At 60.4% G+C, this 16,477-nt stretch carries 16 protein-coding genes; 15 read left to right on the forward strand and 1 reads right to left on the reverse strand.

Annotated features, from left to right (window positions below):
- The first annotated feature begins 7 nt into the window (after positions 1-7).
- The 9 genes from ACP7EG_RS02145 to ACP7EG_RS02185 all read left to right on the forward strand — a co-directional run bounded on the left by ACP7EG_RS02145 (position 8) and on the right by ACP7EG_RS02185 (position 7,372).
- Positions 8-742, forward strand: a complete 735-nt coding sequence (locus ACP7EG_RS02145) for a GntR family transcriptional regulator (RefSeq protein ID WP_426087120.1) — start codon at positions 8-10, stop codon at positions 740-742.
- A gap of 306 nt (positions 743-1,048) precedes the next feature.
- The gene (gene sdhC / locus ACP7EG_RS02150) at positions 1,049-1,471 is read left to right on the forward strand and encodes a succinate dehydrogenase, cytochrome b556 subunit (RefSeq protein WP_096236932.1); all 423 of its coding nucleotides are present in this window, start codon (positions 1,049-1,051) and stop codon (positions 1,469-1,471) included.
- Positions 1,471-1,836 carry a succinate dehydrogenase, hydrophobic membrane anchor protein gene (gene sdhD, locus ACP7EG_RS02155; RefSeq protein WP_071076254.1) on the forward strand — a complete coding sequence of 122 codons (366 nt, stop codon included), beginning with the start codon at positions 1,471-1,473 and terminating at the stop codon, positions 1,834-1,836. Before sdhC ends, sdhD begins: the two co-directional genes overlap by 1 nt.
- A 2-nt stretch (positions 1,837-1,838) precedes the next feature.
- A complete protein-coding gene (gene sdhA, locus ACP7EG_RS02160; RefSeq protein WP_096236929.1) occupies positions 1,839-3,620 on the forward strand; it encodes a succinate dehydrogenase flavoprotein subunit in 1,782 nt (593 codons plus the stop codon).
- Between the two features lie 9 nt (positions 3,621-3,629).
- Positions 3,630-4,340, forward strand: coding sequence for a succinate dehydrogenase iron-sulfur subunit (locus ACP7EG_RS02165; protein WP_034752075.1), 711 nt, complete (start codon positions 3,630-3,632; stop codon positions 4,338-4,340).
- Positions 4,341-4,457: 117 nt separating this feature from the next.
- Positions 4,458-4,739, forward strand: a complete 282-nt coding sequence (locus ACP7EG_RS02170; protein WP_034752073.1) for a succinate dehydrogenase assembly factor 2 — start codon at positions 4,458-4,460, stop codon at positions 4,737-4,739.
- A gap of 123 nt (positions 4,740-4,862) precedes the next feature.
- Positions 4,863-6,164 (forward strand): citrate synthase, encoded by a 1,302-nt coding sequence (gltA, locus tag ACP7EG_RS02175; RefSeq protein ID WP_071076256.1) that lies wholly within the window; start codon positions 4,863-4,865, stop codon positions 6,162-6,164.
- A gap of 97 nt (positions 6,165-6,261) precedes the next feature.
- Complete coding sequence (locus tag ACP7EG_RS02180) at positions 6,262-6,603, forward strand: winged helix-turn-helix transcriptional regulator (RefSeq protein WP_282406456.1); 342 nt, start codon at positions 6,262-6,264, stop codon at positions 6,601-6,603.
- Between the two features lie 226 nt (positions 6,604-6,829).
- The gene (locus tag ACP7EG_RS02185; protein WP_426086243.1) at positions 6,830-7,372 is read left to right on the forward strand and encodes an NAD(P)H-dependent oxidoreductase; all 543 of its coding nucleotides are present in this window, start codon (positions 6,830-6,832) and stop codon (positions 7,370-7,372) included.
- A gap of 11 nt (positions 7,373-7,383) precedes the next feature.
- On the opposite strand, the gene ACP7EG_RS02190 is transcribed toward ACP7EG_RS02185, so the two are convergent.
- Positions 7,384-7,839, reverse strand: a complete 456-nt coding sequence (locus tag ACP7EG_RS02190; RefSeq protein ID WP_426086244.1) for a hypothetical protein — start codon at positions 7,837-7,839, stop codon at positions 7,384-7,386.
- A gap of 118 nt (positions 7,840-7,957) precedes the next feature.
- Between ACP7EG_RS02190 and ACP7EG_RS02195 the strand changes: the two genes are divergently transcribed.
- The 6 genes from ACP7EG_RS02195 (at position 7,958) to zapE (ending at position 16,469) form a co-directional block, all read left to right on the forward strand.
- On the forward strand, positions 7,958-8,932 hold the full coding sequence (locus ACP7EG_RS02195; protein WP_426086245.1) for a LysR family transcriptional regulator: 975 nt from the start codon (positions 7,958-7,960) through the stop codon (positions 8,930-8,932).
- 256 nt (positions 8,933-9,188) lie between these two features.
- A complete protein-coding gene (locus ACP7EG_RS02200) occupies positions 9,189-12,041 on the forward strand; it encodes a 2-oxoglutarate dehydrogenase E1 component (protein ID WP_426086246.1) in 2,853 nt (950 codons plus the stop codon).
- 117 nt (positions 12,042-12,158) lie between these two features.
- Positions 12,159-13,415: a 2-oxoglutarate dehydrogenase complex dihydrolipoyllysine-residue succinyltransferase gene (gene odhB / locus ACP7EG_RS02205; protein WP_096236911.1), complete on the forward strand. Its 1,257-nt coding sequence runs from the start codon at positions 12,159-12,161 to the stop codon at positions 13,413-13,415.
- A gap of 94 nt (positions 13,416-13,509) precedes the next feature.
- Positions 13,510-13,881 carry a PspC domain-containing protein gene (locus ACP7EG_RS02210; protein WP_096236908.1) on the forward strand — a complete coding sequence of 124 codons (372 nt, stop codon included), beginning with the start codon at positions 13,510-13,512 and terminating at the stop codon, positions 13,879-13,881.
- Positions 13,871-15,301 carry a dihydrolipoyl dehydrogenase gene (gene lpdA / locus ACP7EG_RS02215; protein ID WP_219888685.1) on the forward strand — a complete coding sequence of 477 codons (1,431 nt, stop codon included), beginning with the start codon at positions 13,871-13,873 and terminating at the stop codon, positions 15,299-15,301. The genes ACP7EG_RS02210 and lpdA overlap by 11 nt, the downstream gene beginning before the upstream one ends.
- Positions 15,302-15,371: 70 nt before the next feature.
- On the forward strand, positions 15,372-16,469 hold the full coding sequence (gene zapE, locus ACP7EG_RS02220; RefSeq protein ID WP_071076265.1) for a cell division protein ZapE: 1,098 nt from the start codon (positions 15,372-15,374) through the stop codon (positions 16,467-16,469).
- The last annotated feature ends 8 nt before the right edge of the window (positions 16,470-16,477 follow it).

Below are 16,477 nucleotides of genomic sequence, written 5' to 3' on the forward strand. Positions count from 1 at the left end.
TACGGCGATGCCCGTCGCCAGCGCTGCACCCACCTTCAGTCCCCTGTACCAGCAGATCAAGGCGCTCATTACGCAGAGCCTGCAATCGGGCGAGTGGAAGCCGGGCGAGCTCATTCCCAGCGAAGTCGAGCTGGCAGGGCGCTTCAAGGTCAGCCAGGGCACGGTGCGCAAGGCCATCGATGAACTGGCCGCCGAGAACCTCGTCATGCGCCGCCAGGGCAAGGGCACCTTCGTTTCCACCCACCATGAGGCGCGCGCGCATTTCCGCTTCCTGCGCCTGGTGCCGGACGAAGGCGTGCCGCATTATCCCGAAAGTAAATTTATCGAAGTCAAGCGCGTGCGCGCGCCGGCCGACGTGGCGCGCCTGATGGATCTGAAGTCCGGCGACGCCGTCATCTTCATCAAGCGCGTGCAGTATTTCGACGGCGTGCCGACCATCGTCGAGGAGCTGTGGCTGCCCGGCCTGATCTTCAAGGGCCTGACGGCCGAGCGCCTGGTCGAATACAAGGGGCCCATGTACGGCCTGTTCGAAACGGAATTCGGCACGCGCATGATCCGCGCGTCCGAGCAGATCCGCGCCGTGTGTGCCGACGCGGGCGCCGCGCAATTGTTAAATATTGACCTCGGCACGCCCTTGCTCAGTTCCGAGCGCGTGTCGTTTACCTACGGCGACAAGCCGGTCGAACTGCGCCGGGGCTTGTATCTGACCAGTCGCCATCATTATCAGAATGAACTCAGCTGAAGCGGCGGGGCGCCTGCGGGTGCCCGGACAAGCAGCAAGGCTGAAGTGCATCGCTTGCAAGATGCCTGCCGCAAGGCGGGCAGCGGAGACAGCAGAAAGCGCAGCTAAAGCATGGCCCGCTCCGGCGGGCCGTGCTTTGCCGGCGATTCTGTAATTAAATTACGTGAACTACGGAAAGTAGCGCGATATTTTGTAGTAAAAAACCATTTTGGTTATATGCAACAATAGATATTGGTGTGGGTTGCGAAAATCGGCGAAAATCGCGGCTTCGCTTCAATATTTAGTTATCAAGGGGAGGTTTTTGTTATGTCTGAAGCCGTAAGAGAAGTACCAAAAAAAGAACGGCCGGAATTCCGTAACATTCATGTTACCGAATTGTCGAACTACCGCATGGCTGTCGGCGCCATCGTCTCGATCCTGCATCGCATCAGCGGTTTCATCATGTTCGCCCTGCTGCCCTGCATCCTGTACATGCTGGAACTGAGCTTGCGTTCCGAAATGTCCTACGCTTACTTCCAGGGCATCGCCTCGCACTGGTTCGTCAAGCTGATCACCCTGGCTCTGGTCTGGGCCTTCCTGCACCACTTCTGCGCCGGCATCCGCCACCTGTTCATGGATGTGCACGTTGCCATCGAAAAAGATTCGGCACGCAAGACCGCGACGTCCGTACTGGTCGTGAGCGTGGTGTTGACGGCATTGGTCGCTTTGAAACTGTTTGGAGTATTTTAATGGCAGACAATAACATCGGACCGAAACGCCTCGTCGTCGGTGCCCATTACGGCTTGCGCGACTGGCTGGCGCAACGCGTCACCGCCATCGTCATGGTGGCTTATGTGGCCATCCTGCTGATTTCCTTCCTCACCGGCAGCAACTTCAGCTATGAAGGCTGGGCCGGTTTGTTTGCGCAGCAGTGGTTTAAATTGTTCAGCCTGGTGACTTTCGTCGCCCTGTTTTACCACGCATGGGTTGGCGTACGCGACATCTGGATGGACTACGTGAAAAGCGCTGGCCTCCGTCTGACGCTGCAAATTGCCACCATGCTGTGGTTGATCGCTTGTGCCGCTTGGACGGTGCAGATACTCTGGAGTGTGTAATCGTGGCAGCATATAAATCTGCAATTCCTACCCGCCGCTTTGATGCGGTCATCGTTGGCGCCGGCGGTTCCGGCATGCGCGCGTCGTTGCAACTGGCTGAAGCCGGTCTGAACGTCGCTGTCCTGTCGAAAGTTTTCCCGACCCGCTCGCACACCGTGGCGGCGCAGGGCGGTATCGGCGCGTCGCTCGGCAACATGGCTGAAGACAACTGGTTCTGGCACATGTTCGACACCGTCAAGGGTGGCGACTATCTGGGCGACCAGGATGCCATCGAATTCATGTGCCGCGAAGCACCGAAAGTCGTGTACGAACTGGAACACTTCGGCATGCCATTCGACCGCAACCCTGACGGCACCATCTATCAGCGTCCCTTCGGCGGCCACACGGCCCACTTCGGCGAAAAGCCGGTGCAGCGCGCCTGCGCGGCAGCTGACCGTACCGGTCACGCCCTGTTGCACACGCTGTACCAGCGCAACGTCCGCGCGCGTACGCACTTCTTCGTCGAATGGATGGCAATCGACCTGATCCGTGACGCCGAAGGCGACGTGATTGGTGTTGTGGCGCTGGAAATGGAAACCGGCGAATGCATGATCCTGGAAGCAAAGACGACGGTGATGGCAACGGGTGGCGCAGGCCGCATCTTCGCCGCCTCGACGAATGCCTTCATCAACACCGGCGACGGCATGGGCATGGCGGCACGCGCCGGCCTGCCGCTGCAAGACATGGAATTCTGGCAGTTCCACCCGACCGGCGTGGCCGGCGCGGGCGTCTTGATCACCGAAGGCGTGCGCGGCGAAGGCGGCATCCTGATCAATAGCGAAGGCGAACGCTTCATGGAGCGCTATGCGCCGACCCTGAAGGATCTGGCGCCGCGCGACTTCGTCTCGCGTTCGATGGACCAGGAAATCAAGGAAGGCCGCGGCTGCGGTCCGAACAAGGACCACGTGATGCTGGATCTGCGCCATATCGGCGCCGACACCATCGCCAAGCGCCTGCCGTCGATCCTGGAAATCGGCCACAAGTTCGCCAACGTCGACGCCACCAAGGAACCGATTCCTGTCGTGCCGACGATTCACTACCAGATGGGCGGCATTCCAACGAACATCCACGGCCAGGTCGTCACCCCGACCGGTCCGGATAATTCGGCGCAAGTCGTCAACGGTCTGTACGCGATCGGCGAATGCGCCTGCGTGTCGGTGCACGGCGCCAACCGCCTGGGCACGAACTCGCTGCTCGACCTGGTGGTCTTCGGCCGCGCGGCCGGCAACCACATCGTCAACAGTGGCCTGAAAGCCAAGGAAAACAAGCCTTTGCCAGCCGATGCTGCCGAATTTGCCATGGGCCGCCTGGCGCGCCTGGAAAACTCGACCGGCACGGAAACCGTGCAGGGCGTGGCGAACGACATCCGCGCAACGATGCAGAAGTACTGCGGCGTGTTCCGTACCGACGAGATGCTGAACAAGGGCGTCGAAGAAATCATGAAGCTCGACGAGCGCCGCAAGCACGTCTCCTTCAAGGATAAATCGATGGTCTTCAACACGGCCCGCGTGGAAGCGCTGGAACTGGACAATCTGATCGAAACGGCGAAAGCGACCATCGTTTCGGCAGCAGCGCGCAAGGAATCGCGCGGCGCCCACGCCCAGGACGACTATCCGCAACGTGACGACGACAACTGGATGAAGCACACTCTGTGGTATTCGGAAGGCAACCGACTGGCATACAAGCCAGTCGTGACCAAGCCGCTGACGGTTGATACCTTCAAACCGAAACCACGTACTTTCTAAGGCTATACCATGGCACGCACTCTCAAATTCAAAATCTACCGCTACGATCCTGACCAGGATGCCAAGCCGTACATGCAAGACCTGACGGTCGAACTGAAAGACACCGACAAGATGCTGCTCGATGCACTGCAGCGCATCAAGGCGGACGTCGATGACTCGCTGGCCCTGCGCCGCTCGTGCCGCGAAGGCGTGTGCGGTTCGGACGCGATGAACATCAACGGCAAGAACGGCCTGGCATGCACCACCAACCTGAACGAACTGTCGGAGCCTATCGTGCTGCGTCCGTTGCCAGGTTTGCCGGTCATTCGCGATCTGATCGTCGACATGACGCAATTTTTCAAGCAGTACGATTCGATCAAGCCGTTCCTGATCAACGATTCGATCCCGCCTGAAAAAGAACGCCTGCAGTCGCCGGAGCAGCGCGAAGAACTCGATGGCCTGTACGAGTGCATCCTGTGCGCATGCTGCTCCACGTCGTGCCCGTCGTTCTGGTGGAATCCGGACAAATTCGTCGGTCCTGCAGGCCTGCTGCAAGCCTACCGCTTCATCGCCGATTCGCGCGACGAAGCCACCGGTGCGCGTCTGGACAACCTGGAAGACCCGTACCGCCTGTTCCGCTGCCATTCGATCATGAACTGCGTCGACGTTTGCCCGAAAGGCTTGAACCCGAACAAGGCGATCGGCAAGATCAAGGAATTGATGGTCCGCCGCGCGATCTGATTCGTCTGATCGCATCCGCCGGGCGCCGTTTGCGGGAAGAGGGTATCCTCTCTTGCCTGCAGGCGGCGCCTGCAAAGCAGTACCGTGCCGCAAGGCACCCGTAAAGTGGTAAACCAAATGACAGAATCAATTTTGTCCTCGCATCAGGCCGACCCGGCCAACCGCGCCCGCCTGCGCTGGCGTTCACGCCGTGGCTTGCTGGAAAACGACATTATCCTGACCCGTTTTCTCGATGCGTATGAAACCGAATTGACCGATGAAGAAGTTGACGCGCTGACGCGTTTGCTGGATTTATCGGACAATGCGTTAATGGATCTGGTACTGGCCCGTAAAGAGCCGGAAGGCGAAGTCGATCTGCCGCATGTGCGCGCACTGCTGCAACGACTGCGCATTGCCTAGACGCCTGGGCGATATATTGCAAACGGTGCGAGTGGCGCGCTGTAGCACTGCCGAATTGCGGTGCGAATTGCAGCCAGAATTTTTGATTTTTTATTTCGACTCACTCCCGAGAAGGAAGAGCCCATGAATATCTCTGACACAAAAGCTACCCTGTCGTTCTCCGATGGCAGCCCATCGCTTGAATTTCCAATCTACAAAGGCACGGTTGGCCCGGACGTCATCGACATCCGCAAACTGTACGCCGGTAGCGGCAAGTTCACCTACGACCCAGGCTTTATGTCGACGGCCGCCTGCAACTCGTCGATCACCTACATCGACGGCGACAAGGGCGAGCTGCTGTACCGTGGTTACCCGATCGAACAATTGGCCGTCAACGCCGACTTCATGGAATCGTGCTACCTGCTGCTGAACGGCGAACTGCCGAACGCGGCACAGAAAGCCAAGTTCGTCGACACCGTCACCAAGCACACGATGGTGCACGAACAGATGCAATTCTTCTTCCGTGGCTTCCGCCGCGACGCGCATCCGATGTCGGTCCTGGTGGGCACCGTCGGCGCGCTGGCATCGTTCTACCATGATTCGCTGGACATCAACGACCCGCATCACCGCGAAGTGTCGGCCATCCGCCTGATCGCCAAGATGCCAACCCTGGTCGCCATGACCTACAAGTACTCGGTCGGCCAGCCGTTCGTGTACCCCCGCAACGACCTGTCGTACAGCGCCAACTTCATGCACATGATGTTCGCCAATCCGTGCGAAGAGTACAAGGTCAACGACGTGCTGGTGCGCGCCTTGGACCGCATCCTGATTCTGCACGCGGACCACGAGCAAAACGCATCGACTTCGACCGTCCGTCTGGCCGGTTCGTCGGGCGCCAACCCGTTTGCCTGTATCGCTGCCGGTATCGCCTGCCTGTGGGGCCCTGCCCACGGCGGCGCCAACGAAGCGGCACTCAACATGCTGAAAGAAATCGGCACCGTCGAGAACATCCCTGCCTTCATCGAGCAAGTCAAGGACAAGAACTCCGGCGTCAAGCTGATGGGCTTTGGCCACCGCGTGTACAAAAACTTCGATCCACGCGCCAAGCTGATGCGTGAAACCTGCTACGAAGTGCTGCAAGAACTGGGTCTGCAAGACGACCCGCTGTTCAAGCTGGCGATGGAACTGGAAAAGATTGCACTGAACGACGACTACTTCGTGTCGCGCAAACTGTACCCGAACGTCGACTTCTACTCGGGCATCGTGCAATCGGCGCTGGGCATCCCGGTATCGCTGTTTACCGGTATCTTCGCCATGGCCCGTACGATCGGCTGGATCGCCCAGTGGAACGAAATGATCGCCGACCCAGAACAGAAAATCGGCCGTCCGCGCCAGCTGTTCGTCGGTTCGACCACGCGCGAAGTACTGCCACTGGACAAGCGTTAATCCAGAGCGGTATCGAGCATAAAAAAACGGGCTTCGGCCCGTTTTTTTATGCCGGGCTGTTATGCTCAACCCCTGGATCAACAGGAAGCACAACGCGATGAATGAAGAAACCTGCGCCCCCGGCGGCGTGGCCCTGGGCGATACGGCATTTGGCTACACCTTGTCGCTGATCGGCGGCAAATACAAGATGCTGATCCTGTATGCGCTGGCGGAAAACACGGTGCTGCGGCACAACGAACTCAAGCGCCATCTCGGTGGCATCGCCTTCAAGACCCTCAGCGTCGTGCTGAAGGAGCTGGAAGCCGATGCGCTGATCGTTCGCAAGGAATATCCGCAAGTGCCGCCCAAGGTTGAATACTCGCTGTCCAGCAAGGGCACCTCGCTGATCCCCGTGCTGCACACCCTGTGCGCGTGGGGCGAACGGCACCAGCCAGTCTGATCCGGATACGCTTGCTCAAGTGATTTTTTGCGGTCTTGAAGCTTACTTTTCTTACTGTATGAGCAGTCAATGTGCGTACTTGTGGAAAGTACTCGCAATGGCTATGCTGTTTCTGCCTCTGGGGGGGGGGCGCGGTCACGTGCTGCGCGCCTCGGGGCAGGGTACCGGCTTGCCTGCTTTCCTGTGCATGCGGGCCGGTGCATCCATTTCACTTCAGGAAAGCAGCATGATGAAAACCCTCGTAATCGTCTTCCATCCCTCCATCGCCACGTCGGTGGCCAACAAGCGCTGGCTGCAGGAACTGGCGCAGTATCCTGAGCGTTACACCATTCATGATGTGTACCAGGCTTATCCGGACGGAAAAATTGATGTGGCGCGCGAACAGGCGCTGGTGGAGGCGCACGCCAATGTGGTCTTGCAGTTCCCCGTGTACTGGTTTAACTGTCCGCCCATGATGAAGCAGTGGCTCGATGAGGTGCTGGCGTATGGATGGGCCTACGGCACGGGCGGCGATGCCTTCCAGGACCGCAAGGTGGCGCTGGCCGTCACGGCCGGCATCCGGCAGGCGGACTTCACGCCACAAGGCAAGTGGAACGTCACCCTGGCGCAGCTGCTGGCGCCGTTCGATGTCACTCTGGCGTATATCGGCGCTGACAGCCGCCGCTTCTTTGCTTTTTATGGTGCGGAAGACGGGCCGAAGGAGGAGGGCTATGCCGAGCGGCTGGCGCGCAGCGCGCAAGAGTATGAGCGCTTCCTGGTCGCCTTGTAGGGCGGCTTGTGTCAGTTGAATGCCGCTTCCAGGTGATGCAGTTCGACGTGCCGCCCCTCGAGTTGCAGGCTGGTGCCGTCATAGGGCTGGGGCATGACGATGCAGCGCGGCGCATTGTGTTTGAGGATGCCGCCCCAGTGGGCGACCCTGGCACCGGCCTGGCGGCGGATCGCCTCGACCGTGGCGCCGCTGGCGAGGATGTGGGCTTGCGGAAAGGCTTGCTGCAATACACCCAGGCCGAAATAGGCTTGCGGTTCGGCCGCACTGATATAGATGGTGGTCAGGCGCTTGCCGCTGGCGGCGATGGTGTGCGCTAACTGCGCCGCATCGTTGCGCAGGAACTGGGCGTTGATCAGGATGGCGTCCGTCACCCCACTTAACAGTAATGAGGTGGAGGGTGCGCAGCCCAACACGTCCAGGCGAAAGGCGTCAAGGGTGCCGGAGGGGCGGGCGGCGCGTGCCAGCATAGGATTCTTTCAATATTCGATACTCTTGCTGCATATTATCCTTTCGACCAAATGCGACAAATAGGGTAGATTGCAATACTTAGTTGCACGGATCGGACGAATCAATGAAGGCGCACAAATGGACCGCATAACCGCCGCACAGGTATTTGTCGCCATCGCCGAGCGCGGCAGCATGGTGGCCGCCAGCGAGGCGCTCGACATGTCGCGCGCCATGGTGACGCGTTACCTGGCCGAGATGGAGCAGTGGGCTGGGGCGCGTCTGCTGCATCGCACCACGCGTCGTTTGAGCCTGACGGATGCGGGCGAGGCGACTCTGGCGCGCTGCCGCCAGATGCTGGAAGTGGCCGGCGCCATGGCCGTTGCATCGCCCGGGGAGATCGACACGCCGCACGGCTTGCTGCGCATTACCTGCTCGCAATCGCTGGCGCAGACGGCCCTCGCTGGCGCAGTGACCGCTTACCTGCAGCGCTACCCGCGCGCCGCAGTCGACCTGCAGATGGAGAACCGCGCCGTCAACCTGGTGGAGCAGCGCATCGACCTGGCGATCCGCATCACGAACGCGCTCGAACCGAACCTGATCGCGCGCCAGCTGGCCAGTTGCGCCTCGGTGGTGTGCGCTGCACCATCGTATCTGGCGGCGCATGGCACGCCGCGCCGGGCGCAAGACCTGGCCCTGCATAACTGCCTGACCTATACGTATTTCGGCAAGAGCCTGTGGCAGTTCACGCACGACGGGGAAGCGCTCACTGTCCCCGTCAGCGGCCGCCTGTCGGCGAATGAATCGCTGGTGCTGCTGGTGGCGACGGTGGCGGGGGCGGGCATCGCCATGCAGCCGCGCTATTCGGCCGCGCCGCTGATCGCCAGCGGGCAACTGGTGGAGCTGCTGCCCGCTTACGTGCCGCAGGACATGGGCATCTACGGCATCTACACCTCGCGCCAGCACATGTCGCCGCTGCTGCGCACCATGCTCGACTTCCTGGTCGAGTGGTTTGCCGGCGATGCCGATTGGCTGGCGGCCATCGCGGCGGCGCCGTCATCGGGCAGACCAGTCGGGCGCAAGCGGCACGCCAGCGCGAGCCTGAAAGTGCCGTAAGCGCAACAGTAACAGGCTGGCAAGCCCGGGAAAATCAAGCACCCAGCTTACATTTGCTTGCCAAATAAATTCAACTAGCCGTTGTTGCGTTACAATACCGCGTGCTATTCTAAATGACGGTATGCAGAATGCTGGTGCAATAAAAAAGCCCTTCCCCACAACTTGATGTGCAATCCGCTAACCGGTCAGGCCGTGTCGCGGAAGGTTAGATTAACCCGCTAATTCCTCGCGAAACGCGAAGAAAGGTGAGCAATATATGCAGCAATTAACGACCAACTCCTACCTGTTTGGTGGGAATGCTCCGTACGTGGAAGACCTGTACGAAGCGTATCTGAACAATCCAGGCTCGGTACCCGATAACTGGCGCTCCTACTTCGACGCGATGCAGCACGTGCCTGCAGTCGACGGCAGCAACAAGCCTGACGTGGCGCATGCCTCCGTCGTCGCCTCGTTCGCCGAGCGCGCAAAAGCTGGTCCGATCCGCACAGTGACCGCTTCCTTCGATGCTGAAATGGGCCGCAAACGTGTTGCTGCAACGCAACTGATCGCCGCTTACCGCTACCTCGGTTCGCACTGGGCCAATCTGGATCCGCTGCAACGCCAGGAACGTCCGATGATCCCTGAGCTCGAGCCGAGCTTCTACGGTTTCACCGACGCTGACATGGACACCGTGTTCAACATCAGCAATACCTATTTTGGCCCCGAGACCGCCACCCTGCGCGATCTGCTGAACTATCTGCGCGACACCTACACGCGTTCGATCGGTGCCGAATTCATGTACATCTCCGATCCGGCCGAAAAGCGCTGGTTGCAAGAGAAACTGGAATCGATCCGCTCCACCCCGAATTTCACCCCAGAGAAAAAAATCCACATCCTCGACCGCCTGACCGCGGCTGAAGGCCTGGAACGCTATCTGCACACCCGTTACGTTGGCCAGAAGCGCTTCTCCCTGGAAGGCGGCGAAACCTTCATCGCCTCGATGGATGAAACCATCCAGCGCGCCGGCGAAAAAGGCGTGCAGGAAATCGTCATCGGCATGGCCCACCGCGGCCGCCTGAACGTACTCGTGAACACCCTGGGCAAGGCGCCACAGGAACTGTTCGAAGAATTCGAAGGCAAGCATGGCGACGACCTGCCTGCCGGCGACGTGAAGTATCATCAAGGCTTCTCGTCGGACATCTCCACCGCAGGCGGCCCGGTCCACCTGTCGCTGGCGTTCAACCCGTCGCACCTGGAAATCGTCAACCCTGTGGTCGAAGGTTCCGTCAAGGCCCGCATGGATCGCCGCGGCGACGCGCAGGGCGCGCAGGTGCTGCCTATCCTGGTGCACGGCGATGCCGCTTTCGCCGGCCAGGGCGTGGTCATGGAAACGCTGAATCTGGCGCAAACCCGTGGCTACCATACGGGCGGCACGGTGCATATCGTGATCAACAACCAGATCGGTTTCACCACCTCGGACCCGCGCGATGCCCGCTCGACCCTGTACTGCTCGGACGTCGTCAAGATGATCGAAGCACCGGTCCTGCACATCAATGCCGATGATCCTGAAGCCGTGGTGCTGGCGACGCAAATCGCGCTCGACTATCGCATGGAATTCAAGAAGGACATCGTCCTCGACATCATCTGCTACCGTAAACTTGGCCACAACGAGCAAGATACGCCGGCACTGACGCAGCCACTGATGTACAAGAAGATCGGCCAGCATCCAGGCACCCGCAAGCTGTACGCGGACAAGCTGGTAGCGCAAGGCGTGATCCCTGCCGATGGCGGCGACAAGATGGTGGCCGCTTTCCGCGACGCCATGGACGCCGGCAAGCATACCGTCGATCCGGTCATCTCGAACTTCAAGAACAAGTACGCCGTCGACTGGCTGCCGTTCCTGAACAAGAAATGGACCGATTCGGCCGACACCGCCGTGCCGATGACGGAACTGAAACGCCTGGCCACCCGCATCACCAGCGTGCCGGAAGACTTCAAGGTCCACTCGCTGGTTGAAAAAGTACTGGGCGACCGTGGCACCATGGGCCGTGGCGAAATGAACCTGGACTGGGGCATGGGCGAACACCTGGCCTACGCATCGCTGGTCTCGTCCGGCTACGCCATCCGCCTGACGGGCCAGGATGCCGGCCGCGGTACCTTCGTGCACCGTCACGCCGTCTTGCACGATCAAAACCGCGAGCGCTGGGATGCCGGTACCTACATTCCGCTGCAAAACGTCTCGGAAAACCAGGCGCCGTTCACCGTCATCGACTCGGTGCTGTCCGAAGAAGCCGTACTGGCCTTCGAATACGGCTACTCGACCGCTGAACCGAACACGCTGACGATCTGGGAAGCCCAGTTCGGCGACTTCGCCAACGGCGCGCAAGTGGTAATCGACCAATTCATCAGCTCCGGCGAAGTGAAATGGGGTCGTGCTTCTGGCCTGGTCATGATGCTGCCGCACGGTTACGAAGGCCAGGGTCCTGAGCACTCGTCCGCGCGTCCAGAGCGTTTCCTGCAGCTGTGCGCAGACAACAACATGCAAGTGGTGCAGCCGACGACGGCTGCGCAGATCTTCCATTTGCTGCGCCGCCAGATGGTGCGCCAGTTCCGCAAGCCGCTGGTCATCCTGACGCCGAAGTCGCTGTTGCGCAACAAGGATGCCGGTTCGCCGCTGACCGATCTGGCCAAGGGTGGTTTCCAGACCGTCATCGGCGAAGTCGACGACAAAATCGATGCCAAGAAAGTCAAGCGCGTCGTCGCCTGCTCGGGCAAGGTCTACTACGACCTGGTCAACGCACGCAAGACACGCGGTCAGACCGACACGGCCATCGTGCGCCTGGAACAGCTGTATCCGTTCCCGCACAAGTCGTTCGCTGCTGAACTGAAGAAGTTCCCGAACCTGGTCGAAGTCGTATGGGCCCAGGACGAGCCGCAAAACCAGGGCGCCTGGTTCCAGATCCAGCACAACATCTTCGAAGGCCTGGAATCGGGTCAGCGTCTGGCTTACGCCGGCCGTCCTGCTTCGGCGTCGCCTGCTGTCGGTTATTATGACAAGCACTACGCCCAGCAAAAAGATCTGCTGGAAACGGCATTCTCGAAGCTGAAGGGTTTTATCCTGACCAAGTAAGTGGCAGGGTAACGGGCGCCATGTGTATGCATGGCGCCTGTTCGCATACATCGTGACGGAGCGCCGCCCTTGCTACGCAGGGGCGGCGCCGCAATAACAAAATAAACGGAGTTTTACATGGCACAAATCGAAGTCAAAGTTCCCCAGTTGTCGGAATCGGTTGCAGAAGCGACCCTGCTGGCATGGCACAAGAAAGTCGGCGAACCAGTTGCGCGCGACGAAAACATGATCGATATCGAAACCGATAAAGTGGTGCTGGAACTGCCGGCGCCCGTCGCTGGCGTGATCGTGCAGATCATCAAGGCTGACGGCGCCACCGTCGTTGCCGGCGAAGTCATCGCCATCATCGATACCGACGGCTCGGCCAAGGTCAGCCCGATGGAAGTGTCGGCCGTGCCTGCGCCAGCCCTGGCTGCCGCCGCGCAAGACACCGCTAACGCGTCGGCACCAGCCGCTGCCACCAAAGGCGATGTCGCCATGCCTGCCGCTGCCAAGATCCTGTCCGAAAAAGGCCTGTCCGCTGGCGACGTCGCCGGTTCCGGCAAAGATGGCCGCGTGACCAAGGGCGACGCCCTGGCCGCTTCCGCCAAGCCAGCTGTCGCGCCACTGGCGCCAGCCGCTGCCAAGCCAGCGCTGCAGCAAGTCGCCACGCCGACCATCGCCAGCCTGGGCGACCGTCCGGAAGAGCGCGTGCCGATGAGCCGCCTGCGCGCACGTATCGCCGAGCGCCTGCTGCAATCGCAATCGACGAACGCCATCCTGACGACGTTCAATGAAGTGAACATGCAGCCGGTCATCGACCTGCGCAACAAGTACAAGGACAAGTTCGAGAAAGAGCACGGCGTCAAGCTGGGCTTCATGTCCTTCTTCGTCAAGGCCGCCGTCGCCGCCCTGAAAAAATACCCGATCATCAACGCTTCCGTTGACGGCAACGACATCCTGTACCACGGCTACTTCGACATCGGCATCGCTGTCGGTTCGCCACGCGGCCTGGTCGTGCCTATCATCCGCAATGCGGACCAGCTGTCGATCGCCGACATCGAGAAAAAAATCGGTGAATTCGGCGCGAAAGCCAAGGAAGGCAAGCTGACCCTGGACGACCTGACGGGCGGCACGTTCTCGATCTCGAACGGCGGCACCTTCGGCTCCATGCTGTCGACCCCGATCATCAACCCGCCACAATCGGCCATCCTGGGCGTGCATGCGACCAAGGACCGCGCCGTGGTCGAAAACGGCCAGATCGTGGTACGTCCGATGAACTACCTGGCCATGTCCTACGACCACCGCATCATCGACGGCCGCGAAGCCGTCCTGGGCCTGGTGGCGATGAAAGAAGCGCTGGAAGATCCTGCACGCCTGTTGCTGGACCTGTAAGCACCGTAGTCCCCCGGCGTCGCCGCCGGGGCAATGTAGCTGATACCCCTTGCCAGAAGACGCAGCTGGCTGATCTCAATGAAAGAGGATTCTCATGAACGTCTCTGAAGAAATCAAGCGTCTGCACGAGTTGCACCTGGCGGGCGCCCTGAGCGACGCGGAATTCGCGCAAGCGAAAGCCAAGCTCCTGAGCAATATCAACCTGGACAAATCGGACAGCCCCTCCGACTCCGGCCCGTCGAACGACCTGGTGCAGGAATTCAACCGCCTGCGCCGTTCACGCAACGACCGCTGGCTCGGTGGCGTCTGTGGCGGCCTGGGCCGCGCTTCCGGCATGGAAGCGTGGATCTGGCGCCTGGTTTTCGTCCTGTTTACATTGACCTTCGGCTTCGGCGTGGTGATTTACCTTCTATTGTGGATTTTCGTACCAGACGAAGAGATTGGAATAACAAAACATGAGTACTAAACAATTTGACGTAGTGGTCATCGGTGCGGGCCCTGGCGGCTACATCGCCGCCATCCGCGCAGCGCAGCTGGGCTTTTCCGTTGCCTGCGTCGACGAGTGGTCGAACGCCAAGGGCGGCGCCGCGCCTGGCGGTACCTGCACCAACGTCGGCTGCATCCCGTCGAAGGCACTGCTGCAATCGTCCGAGCATTTTGAACACGCGGGCCACAGCTTCGCCGAGCACGGCATCGATGTCGCCGGCCTGAAGCTGAACCTGGGCCAGATGCTCAAGCGCAAAGACACCGTCGTCAAGCAAAACAACGACGGCATCCTGTACCTGTTCAAGAAGAACAAGATCGCCTTCTTCCACGGCCGCGCCGCTTTCGCTGCCGCCGCCGCTGGAACGTATGAGATCAGCGTGACGGGCGCAGCCAACGAAACCTTGACGGCCAAGCACGTGGTCATCGCCACGGGTTCGAACGCACGCGAATTGCCGGGTGCACCATTCGACGAGAAACTGATCCTGTCGAACACGGGCGCACTGACCATCGACGCCGTACCAGCCAAGCTGGGCGTCATCGGTGCCGGCGTGATTGGCCTAGAAATGGGCAGCGTCTGGCGCCGCCTGGGTTCCGACGTCACCGTGCTGGAAGGCCTGCCGGTCTTCCTGGGCGCCGTCGACGAGCAGATCGCCAAGGAAGCGTCGAAGCTGTTCATCAAGCAAGGCTTGAAGATCAACCTCGGTTGCAAGATCGGCGCGATCACGCCAGGCAAGAAAGACGTCACCGTGGAATTCGTGGACGCCAAGGGCGAAGCGCAAAAAGCCGTGTTCGACAAACTGATCATCTCGATCGGCCGTACGCCGAACACGAATGGCCTGGGTGCCGACAAGGTCGGCCTGCAGCTGGACGAGCGCGGCTTCATCGCCGTCGACGGCGACTGCAAGACCAATCTGCCGAACGTGTGGGCGGTGGGCGACGTGGTGCGCGGCCCGATGCTGGCGCACAAGGCGGAAGAAGAAGGCGTTGCCGTGGCCGAGCGTATCGCCGGCCAGCACGGTCACACCAACTTCAACACGATTCCTTGGGTGATCTACACCTCGCCGGAAATCGCGTGGGTCGGCAAGACCGAGCAAACCCTGAAGGCCGAAGGCATCGCCTACAAGGCTGGCACCTTCCCGTTCATGGCCAACGGCCGTGCGCGCGCGCTGGGCGACACCTCGGGCATGGTGAAATTCCTGGCCGATGCGACCACCGATGAAATCCTCGGCGTGCACATCGTCGGCCCGATGGCCTCCGAACTGATTTCCGAAGCCGTCGTGGCGATGGAATTCAAGGCCTCGGCCGAAGACATCGCGCGCATCTGCCACGCGCACCCATCCTTGTCGGAAGCGACCAAGGAAGCGGCACTGGCGGTTGACAAGCGCACGTTGAACTTTTAATTGTAGTTAGTCCTACAGGGGCGCTCGCGGATTTTTTCCGCCGGCGCCCTTGTGCGTTAAAGCGAATCCCATGAACGTAGAAGAGTTTTACCAGCACGCGTTGCAGAAGCGTGATTTCAAGGCCGATGCCGCCCAGCGGCGCGCGGTCGACCGCCTGCAGCTGTGCTATGACGAGTGGGTGGCTTACAAGGGCCAGCGCTCGAGCACCTTCAAGCGCCTGCTGAACCGTCCTGCCGTGCCGAAAGGCGTGTACATGTGGGGTGGCGTGGGGCGCGGCAAATCGTTCCTGATGGACAGTTTTTATTCGGTCGTGCCCCTGGTGCGCAAGACGCGATTGCACTTCCACGAATTCATGCGCGGCGTGCACCAGCAGCTCGACGAATTGAAAGGCGTGGCCGACCCGCTCGACGAAGTGGCCAAGCGCATCGCCAAGAAATACCGCCTCATCTGTTTCGATGAATTCCACGTCTCCGACATCGCCGACGCGATGATCCTGTACAACCTGCTGTCGGCCCTGTTCGCCAATGGCGTGTCCTTCATCATGACTTCGAATTACGATCCCGACCTGCTGTATCCGGACGGCCTGCACCGCGACCGCATGCTGCCGACCATCGCGCTGCTGAAGGACAAGCTCGACGTGATGAACGTCGACGCGGGCGTCGATTACCGCGGCCGCGCGCTGGAACAGGTGGAAAGTTACTACACGCCGCTGGGCGCCGCCACCGACAAGGCCCTGCGCGATGCCTACACGCGCATCGCCGAGACGGCCGATGAAGACGCGCGCATCCGCATCGAGAGCCGCGAAATCCACTGCCTGCGCCGCGCCGGTGGCATCATCTGGTTCGATTTCGCCACCCTGTGCGGTGGACCCCGCTCGCAAAATGATTACCTGGAAATCGCCAGCCGCTTCCATACGGTGATATTGTCCGGCATACCGGCGATGTCGGCGGCGCAGTCGTCCGAAGCGCGCCGCTTTACCTGGCTGATCGACGTTTTTTATGATCAAAAAGTCAAGTTGATCATGTCGGCTGAAGTGGCGCCCGAGCAGCTGTACACGAACGGCATGCTGGCCAACGAGTTTCACCGTACCGTTTCGCGTATCATCGAGATGCAATCGCGCGAATACATGGAAAAAGAACAGCGCGGCGCGGCCGACGCGATCGTTTGAGGCAGGGA

Origin of the sequence: Janthinobacterium sp. PSPC1-1 (genome assembly GCF_049897625.1) — a bacterium.
Classification (GTDB): Bacteria; Pseudomonadota; Gammaproteobacteria; order Burkholderiales; family Burkholderiaceae_D; genus Janthinobacterium; species Janthinobacterium tructae.

What these genes read in the sequence shown, in the direction of transcription:
- ACP7EG_RS02145 (WP_426087120.1), top strand. Translation starts at nt 8, where the DNA reads ATGCCCGTCGCCAGCGCTGCACCCACCTTCAGTCCCCTGTACCAGCAG.
- sdhC (WP_096236932.1), top strand. Translation starts at nt 1,049, where the DNA reads ATGTCTGAAGCCGTAAGAGAAGTACCAAAAAAAGAACGGCCGGAATTC.
- sdhD (WP_071076254.1), top strand. Translation starts at nt 1,471, where the DNA reads ATGGCAGACAATAACATCGGACCGAAACGCCTCGTCGTCGGTGCCCAT.
- ACP7EG_RS02165 (WP_034752075.1), top strand. Translation starts at nt 3,630, where the DNA reads ATGGCACGCACTCTCAAATTCAAAATCTACCGCTACGATCCTGACCAG.
- ACP7EG_RS02170 (WP_034752073.1), top strand. Translation starts at nt 4,458, where the DNA reads ATGACAGAATCAATTTTGTCCTCGCATCAGGCCGACCCGGCCAACCGC.
- gltA (WP_071076256.1), top strand. Translation starts at nt 4,863, where the DNA reads ATGAATATCTCTGACACAAAAGCTACCCTGTCGTTCTCCGATGGCAGC.
- ACP7EG_RS02180 (WP_282406456.1), top strand. Translation starts at nt 6,262, where the DNA reads ATGAATGAAGAAACCTGCGCCCCCGGCGGCGTGGCCCTGGGCGATACG.
- ACP7EG_RS02185 (WP_426086243.1), top strand. Translation starts at nt 6,830, where the DNA reads ATGATGAAAACCCTCGTAATCGTCTTCCATCCCTCCATCGCCACGTCG.
- ACP7EG_RS02190 (WP_426086244.1), bottom strand. Translation starts at nt 7,839, where the DNA reads ATGCTGGCACGCGCCGCCCGCCCCTCCGGCACCCTTGACGCCTTTCGC.
- ACP7EG_RS02195 (WP_426086245.1), top strand. Translation starts at nt 7,958, where the DNA reads ATGGACCGCATAACCGCCGCACAGGTATTTGTCGCCATCGCCGAGCGC.
- ACP7EG_RS02200 (WP_426086246.1), top strand. Translation starts at nt 9,189, where the DNA reads ATGCAGCAATTAACGACCAACTCCTACCTGTTTGGTGGGAATGCTCCG.
- odhB (WP_096236911.1), top strand. Translation starts at nt 12,159, where the DNA reads ATGGCACAAATCGAAGTCAAAGTTCCCCAGTTGTCGGAATCGGTTGCA.
- ACP7EG_RS02210 (WP_096236908.1), top strand. Translation starts at nt 13,510, where the DNA reads ATGAACGTCTCTGAAGAAATCAAGCGTCTGCACGAGTTGCACCTGGCG.
- lpdA (WP_219888685.1), top strand. Translation starts at nt 13,871, where the DNA reads ATGAGTACTAAACAATTTGACGTAGTGGTCATCGGTGCGGGCCCTGGC.
- zapE (WP_071076265.1), top strand. Translation starts at nt 15,372, where the DNA reads ATGAACGTAGAAGAGTTTTACCAGCACGCGTTGCAGAAGCGTGATTTC.